Consider the following 7,556-nt stretch of genomic DNA (forward strand, 5'->3'; position numbering starts at 1 on the left):
CCGGCTGCCGCACCCGCCGGCGCAACCGGTGAAGGTGATCCTCGGGGCGCTCAGGCCCGGCATGCTGCGGCTGGGATTCACCGAGGGCGACGGAGCCATCTCCAATCTGCTCTTCCCGGAGGACGTCCCGAAGGTGCTGGACGCGGTCGGCCCGCAGCCGCCCGGCAAGGAACTGGTGGTGAAGGTGTTCGTCTGCCCCACCGAGGACACCGACTACGCCCACCGCGCGACCCGGCCGTTCCTCGCCTGGATCCTCAACCGCGAGCCGTACCGGAAGTTCCACGAATGGCTGGGCCACGGCGAACTGCTGCGCGCGTCGCACGAGGCATGGGCGGCGGGAGACCCGGAGGCGGCGCAGAAGGCGCTTCCGGACGAGGTGGTCGACGGGCTGTTCATCAGCGGATCTCCCGAGGAGTGCCGTGAGCGCATCCTGCGCTACAGCCGGCCGGGCGTGACGACGATCCAGCTCTATGTGTCGCTGCCGCCGGAGGTGTTCGTGAGCAGAGCGCGCCTGCTGGACACCCTGGCCCGCCTGGGCCCGGCGGGCCGCTGACCGCGGGGCGGCTGGGTGCTTGCGATCCGCCGACGAGACGGCTGAGGAGTGCGTATGGAACTCGATCTGCGGGGCGGTGTCAGGGCCGCGCCGGTCCTGGGCGGTACGCCGCGCGAGCGGCAGGCGCTGCGCTTCGCACCGGATCCGCCGGAGCGCGACGCCGATCCGGACCATGTGGCGCGTACCGCGCGGGAGAACGAGGAGGACGGACTCGACAGCGCCCTGGTGACCCAGTCGAGCTCCTGGCCCGATCCCTGGCTGGTGGCCGCCTGGGCGCTGGCGGCCACCAGCAGATTACGGATAGCCGTGGCGCACCGGGCCGGTACGACGGCTCCCACCGTCGCGGCCCGGGCGCTCGCCACACTGGACCGGCTCTCCGGCGGGCGGGCCTCGGCCCATGTGATCGTCGGCTCCAGCGACGCGGATGTCGCCCGGGACGGCGACGGCCTGGGAAAGGCGGAGCGCTACCGGCGGGCGGGCGAGTATCTGGAGCTGTTCAACAGGACTCTGACGGAACGTCAGAGATTCGATTTCGAGGGCGAGTTCTACTCGGTACGGAACGGCGGATCCGGCCTCTGGCCGCGACCGCGCGCCGAACTGCTGTCCTTCGGCGGTTCGTCACCCGAGGGCGTGGCACTCGCCGCGCGGTTCGCCGAGGTGTACGCGGTCGCTCCCGGCCCGCTGTCCGTGACCCGCAGGCGGATCGCCGAGGCGCGAGCGGCGGCGGCAGCGCACGGCCGGACCTTGCGCATCTGGCGTCACCTCACCCTGGTGCTGGCCGCGACGGACGAGGAGGCGGTGGAACGGGCACGATCCCTCGGCCGGGACGCCATCCGACTGGCCACGGGCCCGGACAGCGCCCGCTGGCACCGCGCGGTCCAACTGGACCGGGACCGGGAACGCGGCCGTTCGGATCCCGCCCGGGACACGGAGCAGATCACCGCGTATGTCCGTCGCTCACTCGCCGGCGCGTTCGTCGGTTCACCGCAGAGCGTGGCGGAACGCATCGGCTGGCTCCGGGCCGCCGGTGTGGACATCGTCCAACTGGACTTGTCCGTGGAAACGGACGAGGACCGCGACCTCCGACGCAACCTGGTGACCCGCCTACGCAACGAATACGCCCCGCCCCCGGCCCGCGCGACGCCGTACTACCGCCGAGGCTGGTAACCCGGACGCGCTGCCCGGCGAGTACCTCCCGTACGCGTATGTATCCGGCCGTGGGTGCGGAGATACGCCAGCGATTGAAACTGGACCCTCCCGCCTGCACGCCCTCACCCTCGCCGGATGACGGCGAAACGGGCAGGCCTGCGGGTACGTCCGAGACCATGTAGGAGGCAGCGCTCAGGCGACCGCCTCCAAGACTTCTCGCACCTCTGGTACTGAGGCAAACTCTTGGAGCCGTTCAACCACTGTCTGAATACGTTCAGTGATGCGCTCAGAAGCGATGTCGCCTGACATGGCAATCACTCGTGCTGCTGTCGCTGCTGATTCTTCGGGCTCGTTGGCATCCGCGTACGCGATTGCCAGCCACGAGGAATAGAGCGCGAGTTCACGTGTTCGTGTGACGTCGTACCGGCTGAGCACCCTTTGCAGGATTGGCACGGCGCGCAGCGGTTTGTGCAGCTCGGTGTAGACCCGAGATTCCATGACCGTCAACTCGTCGTGTGATACCCAATACAGGTACGGCGGCGATTCTTCGCCATCACTCTCGTCCAGGGCTTCTCTTGCCTGTGCAAGCGCACGCATTGCCGGCTGGGGCTCATGGGCTTGAGTGTGAGCCCATGCCAACCGATCCAGCGCCAAGGCGCGAGCCTTTGGCGGCGCGTCATCAGTCAGTCCTGCGGTAGCAATCTGTACAGCCTTCACGGCTTCGCCGTTGTTGCTCCACATGTAGGCCAGACTGCCCGCCAGGTTGCCAACCAGCGTTTCGGCGTTGGCTTGCTTGGCCGCGCTTAAACCTAGTTGATAGATGCGCTGCGCCTCGTCTTGGCGGCCGGCGTCCGCAGCGATGAACCCTGTAATCTGTGCGAGTTCGCCAATCTGGCACAGCAAGGCATTGCCGATTTCGTCGGTGTGGCTCCCTTCTCGATAGAGCTTGACTGCGGAACGCAGTTCTCGTAATGCAGGGCCGATCAGGTCGCCTCCTGCCAGAACATCGTCTGCAAGCCGTAGGCCGTGAATGCGACCAGCCAGGCCTTCTACGTCCCCCATACCCACGCGCCTGCCCTGCTTTGTTTTCAGGGGAGCGAGAGGTTCCCCTTCGGGCAGGAAGTCGTCAACCGTCTGCGGAGCGACGGACTGCGTGGCCAATGCTGCTTCGAATTCTTCGAGCGGCACACCGAGAGCGAGAGCTAGCGCAGGCAGCCAATCGCGGGGCGTTCGCTTCCCCTTCTCGTACCGGTAGATGTCGCCCCGGGTGAGGGAATCCACCGGCATACCGACAGCGCGGCATATCTCGACGGCCAAGCGCTGTTGGCTCCAGCGCTTGGCGATACGGAGTCGCCGGATCATGTGGGCCAGGCTCTCACCGTGCATACGTCCAGTGTGGCCTACAGCGGGCCTACATGGGGCCGCTGTGCACGCGTCGGTTAGCCCGGAACCGTGGCAGACGAAAGGACCCCGTGACCGCGTGAACGGCGGCCCGGGGTTTGGCCGGAGCTCGGTAGAGGAGCAACGACGTGAGAAACGGTATCTGGCAAAGGGGTGACGACGGAAGCGGCCTGTGGGCATGTGCCGCCCGTCTCGCTGAGCCTCTGCTTCAACGCTTGTTCGAATCGGCGGAGCGTCAGCATGGGAAGGGTCTCGATGAGCTTCCGGCGCCTGCGCATCGGCGTCGCCTGATCGTCACGAACCGTGTGGTGTCCGTGGTGGATGGCCGGTTCACACCTCGTAGTGGGCAGTGCTCGCCGGTGTGGTGGCCCTGTGACCGGGTTGGGTCCGAGCGCTGGGAGCGCGTCACGGTGGCGCGGGAGCGGGGGCGTCGGCGGGCGTTGTGGTTGGCGTGGGTGGCTGCTCATGGGGTGGGGGTGTCCCATGATGCCTAGTCAGGATCAAGGCGGTGGCACGGTAGCGGCGCGGTGGTCTGGGCATCCGCGCTGCGTTGGGATGGCCCGTGACGAACTGCGCAAGACGCTCGCGGGATGGGGGCTCTCAGAGTTGGAGGAGTGCGCCGTACTTGTCCTCTCGGAGTTGCTGACGAATGCTGTAGAACACGGCTGCGGGGAGGGTGCCGGCGTCGAGACGCGTTACGTTTCGCGTCCGTGCGGGCTCCGCGTTGAGGTGTGCGACGTATCGCCCAAATTGCCTGTGCAGCGGGAGTCTGAGCCGGGGGAAGTGTCCGGGCGGGGGCTCGGGATCGTCGAGGCGCTGTCGGATCAATGGGGCTGGTGGTACCGGCGCGGGCACGGCAAGACGGTATGGGCTGAGCTGTCGCTTCCTCCGGGGCCGGAGGGCGGTCTCCACCATGGGGGATGAGCGGCGCTGGCGGGCCGCCATGGTCGGGACCGGAGACCGTCGACCGGGTGAGGGTTGCTGGCCCCGGACTGGCTGCCACGAAGTGGCTACGCCGTCTCCGTGCTGCTGTCCCACGTGCTCGCGCCCCACGGGCACGGCCGACCACACGCGGGAACACTCGCGCGCTGACGAACCGGACAGCGCGGCCATGGCGCAGCTTCGGCCCTTCATTCAGCAGGACACCGAGCGGCGCCGTCACGAAGTTGGCTTTCCGGGGCGGCGGCTGCGACCGACAGGCCCGCCCCGGGGGATCTCTCGCGAAAGCCTCTGCGGACCTCAAGCAGTGCCACTTCTACCAAGGAAGCGACTACCACCCTCTTGTCCCGTGATCCACGCCCACACATCACCTTTCATGACGGAACGCCGCGCTGCTACGCGTGCCACTGGCCCGTGGAACCGGAGGAACCCCACCGCAGCGTGTATTGGGACGCTCCTTCCGGTACCGGCCGGTACATGCCCGTACACGAAGACTGCTTCAAAGCGATTGAGCACGAACAACGCGACGGCCCCGAGTAGTCGCGGGAAGACCGGCCCCTGGGTTCGGCTTGGGCAAGTGGTCGGCGGCGCGGGCTGCTGACACCGGGATGGTTGCGAGTGGCCTCCAGCACTGCCGTCCACCCCGAGCCATGCGAAGCCTGTTTCCAGGGCGCCCACGGCCGGGCTGAGGACATGGCTGGCCAGGATGCGTCGCTTGGCCTCGACCTTTGCTCAAAGATCCATGATCGCGGACGTCACGTCGGCTGAGCTGACCCTCCAGGTGGTGGTCGAGCCACCGAAGAACGCCATGAACGCAGTCATGCCGTGTGTCCACCACGCCCGTCCACACATCCCGGGCGCGGCCGAGCGGGGGTTCCGGTGGTACCCCTCTTGGTCGTGGTCACTGCCCGGTGGAGATTTAGCCTGGGAGTATGAGTGACTTCTCCACCGGTGCCTCCGGCCCGACCGGTGCCTCCGAGGGCGGGGGCAATGCGGAATTGCGGGAGTTTCTGCGCTCCCGGCGGGCCAGGATCACGCCCGAGGAGGCCGGGCTGTCTCCGCAGGGTGGTGTTCGGCGGGTGCCTGGGTTGCGGCGTGAGGAGGTTGCTCAGCTTGCCGGGGTGAGTGTCGACTACTACGTACGTCTGGAGCGTGGGCGTACGACGAGTGTTTCCGAGAGCGTGCTCGATGCCGTCGCCCGGGCGCTGCGGCTGGATGACACGGAGCGTGGTCATCTCTTCGCCGTGGCCAGGCGCAGCCGTGCGCGCCGTCGGCCGATGGCGCCGCAGCGGGTACGGCCCGGGCTGTACCGGGTGCTGGAGACCGTCGGTGACTCTCCGGCCATGGTCCTCGGCCGCCGTATGGACGTCCTGGCCACCAACCGGCTGGCGCGGGCCCTGTTCACCGACTTCGACGCGCTGCCGCACCGGGAGCGGAACATGGTCCGCTACATCTTCCTCGACGAGTCCGCCCGTGAGCTCTACACCGACTGGGAGTCCTCCGCCCGGGGCTCCGTCGCCTCCCTGCATCTGTACGCCGGACGCCATCCCGAGGATCCGCTCCTCGCCGAGCTGATCGGTGAACTCTCCCTCCGTGACGAGGACTTCCGCCGCTGGTGGGCCGACCACGACGTCCTCCTCCGCACCCATGGCAGCAAGCGCTACCACCATCCCGTGGTCGGCGATCTCGACCTGGAGTACGAAGCCCTCACACCCGCCGGCGACCCCGAGCAGACGCTCGGCCTCCACACCGCGGAACCCGGCTCACCTTCCGAGCAGGCCCTCCGGCTGCTCGCCAGCTGGACGGCGCCCGAAAGGGACGTACAGGAGAGGAGGGATGTACGGGAGAGGGACGAGCGGGAGCATCGCCACGGGCCGGGCCCAGGGCGGTGATCCCATGAGCTACTGCGACGCCGACAGTTCGCAGAGCGCCGTGCGGTTCGGCTGGTCGGTCTTGGTGATCAGGCTGGCGATGTGCTTCTCGACCGTGCGCGGTGAGATGTAGAGGCGGGTCGCGATGGCCTTGTTGCTCAGCCGCTCCGCCAGGAGCTGGAAGACCTCGTACTCCCTGACCGTGACACCCCGGGTACGCAGCGAGGCCGGGATCCGGTTGCTGCCGGCGCGGTGCTGGCGGACCGGTGCCCCGATCCCGCGCAGGAGCGCGCGGCATGCGCCCGCGACTGCCGGTACCGAGGCCTGCTGGAAGTGGTGCTCCGCCTCGCGCAGCCAGGCCTCCGGCTCGCCCCAGCCGTCGGCGTGGGCCGTCTCCGCGACCAGACGGTGCCCGAGATGGCGCGCGGTGGGATGGGCGACGGCGGTGTCGTGCGCCTCGTGGGCGGCCTCCGTCGCCGCCGAGGGCTTTCCCTCCCGGCCGAGAAGCACGGCGTCGGCGAGCAGGACGAAATGACGGTTCCACCGCATCTGCGCGGCCGAGGCGTTCGCGACCTCGCGGAACCGCTCCCGGCCCGCCGTCCCGGCCAGTACGTCCAGCAGCAGCCCGACGCCATGGCGGCCGTCCAGATGGAAGGTGGTCGGATTCTCCGCCGTCAGTACGCGCACCTCGTCCAGCTCCCGGGCGGCCCGGGGCCGGTCCTCCTCCAGCAGCGCGCAGAAAACTCCGGCGAGACCGAGGAGCAGCGGTTCCTCCTGGGAGCCGGTGCCGCCCATACGCCGGAACTCGGCCACGGTCCGGTCCATCGCCGCGCGGTCGCCCTGGTGTGCGGCGCTCGCCGCCCTGGCCATCAGCACATAGCGGGCCACCGGCGTCAGCCGGAGCCGGGTCGCCATGGTCAGGCACTCCTCGCTCAGCTCCCGGGCTCCGGCGAATTCGCCGAGCAGCACTTTGTTGAGGACGAGGATCCCGTCGATCGAGTAGACGACCGGGACGGCGCCGAGCCGCTGGGCCTCCTCCCGGGCCTCGGCCAGCGTTCTGGTGTCGCCCGCGGCCAGCCAGTGGATACCGCCGAGACGGGTGAGCGCGTACATCCGCTGGAGCGGCAGACCGTGCCGGTCGGCCGTCTCCAGGACCTGCTGGAGACAGGCCGAGGCCTCGCTCAGATCCCGCTCCCTGGCCAGTACTCCGAGCAGCTCCCAGGCCTGGCAGGCGACCAGCGGCAGATCGTGCCGCTCCGCCGCGTCGATCGCCCGGCTGACCAGCTTTCCCGCGCGCTGCGTACGGTTCGGTCCCGGCGTGTCGAGAGTGAGATGCGCCGCCACCACATCGATCTGCGCGGCGTACACCTCGTCGGGCTCCGGGCCGAGGAGCGAACGGGCCCTGGCGATCTGGTCGTTGCCGTCGGCCCACCGGCCCGCCACATGCGCGACCTGTGCCAGCCGGGTGTGCAGGGCCGCGAGCCTGGGCGCGCCGAGCCCGCCGCCGACCAGTTCCCGCAGACTGTCCGCGAGGCTCAGCGCCCGCTCCACATCGCCGGTCTCGGCCAGCGCGGGCAGCAGCGCCTCCAGCGCCTCCGCACGGGCCAGTGTGTCAGGGCCCGTGGCGAGCAGCCGTTCGGCCC

General features: G+C 69.1%; 6 protein-coding genes. 4 read left to right on the forward strand and 2 right to left on the reverse strand.

The annotated features are described in order from the left end of the window. Window positions 1–553: LLM class flavin-dependent oxidoreductase (locus GA0115259_RS15050; RefSeq protein WP_141716571.1), on the forward strand; the 553-nt coding region annotated here is incomplete at its 5' end. 54 nt (window positions 554–607) lie between these two features. Continuing rightward, the gene (locus GA0115259_RS15055) at window positions 608–1,720 is read left to right on the forward strand and encodes an LLM class flavin-dependent oxidoreductase (protein WP_093596443.1); all 1,113 of its coding nucleotides are present in this window, start codon (window positions 608–610) and stop codon (window positions 1,718–1,720) included. Window positions 1,721–1,894: 174 nt separating this feature from the next. On the opposite strand, the gene GA0115259_RS15060 is transcribed toward GA0115259_RS15055, so the two are convergent. After that, window positions 1,895–3,088, reverse strand: coding sequence for a helix-turn-helix domain-containing protein (locus tag GA0115259_RS15060; protein ID WP_093596445.1), 1,194 nt, complete (start codon window positions 3,086–3,088; stop codon window positions 1,895–1,897). A 570-nt stretch (window positions 3,089–3,658) separates the two neighbouring features. Between GA0115259_RS15060 and GA0115259_RS15065 the strand changes: the two genes are divergently transcribed. Then, window positions 3,659–4,027: an ATP-binding protein gene (locus tag GA0115259_RS15065; protein WP_237540011.1), complete on the forward strand. Its 369-nt coding sequence runs from the start codon at window positions 3,659–3,661 to the stop codon at window positions 4,025–4,027. Between the two features lie 947 nt (window positions 4,028–4,974). After that, window positions 4,975–5,934 carry a helix-turn-helix transcriptional regulator gene (locus GA0115259_RS15070; RefSeq protein ID WP_093596447.1) on the forward strand — a complete coding sequence of 320 codons (960 nt, stop codon included), beginning with the start codon at window positions 4,975–4,977 and terminating at the stop codon, window positions 5,932–5,934. Window positions 5,935–5,943: 9 nt separating this feature from the next. On the opposite strand, the gene GA0115259_RS15075 is transcribed toward GA0115259_RS15070, so the two are convergent. Continuing rightward, a partial coding sequence (locus GA0115259_RS15075; RefSeq protein ID WP_161230375.1) for a helix-turn-helix transcriptional regulator occupies window positions 5,944–7,556 on the reverse strand: 1,613 nt, incomplete at its 5' end.

The sequence above is a fragment of the Streptomyces sp. MnatMP-M17 genome (assembly GCF_900091995.1).
In the GTDB taxonomy this organism is placed as follows: Bacteria; Actinomycetota; Actinomycetes; order Streptomycetales; family Streptomycetaceae; genus Streptomyces.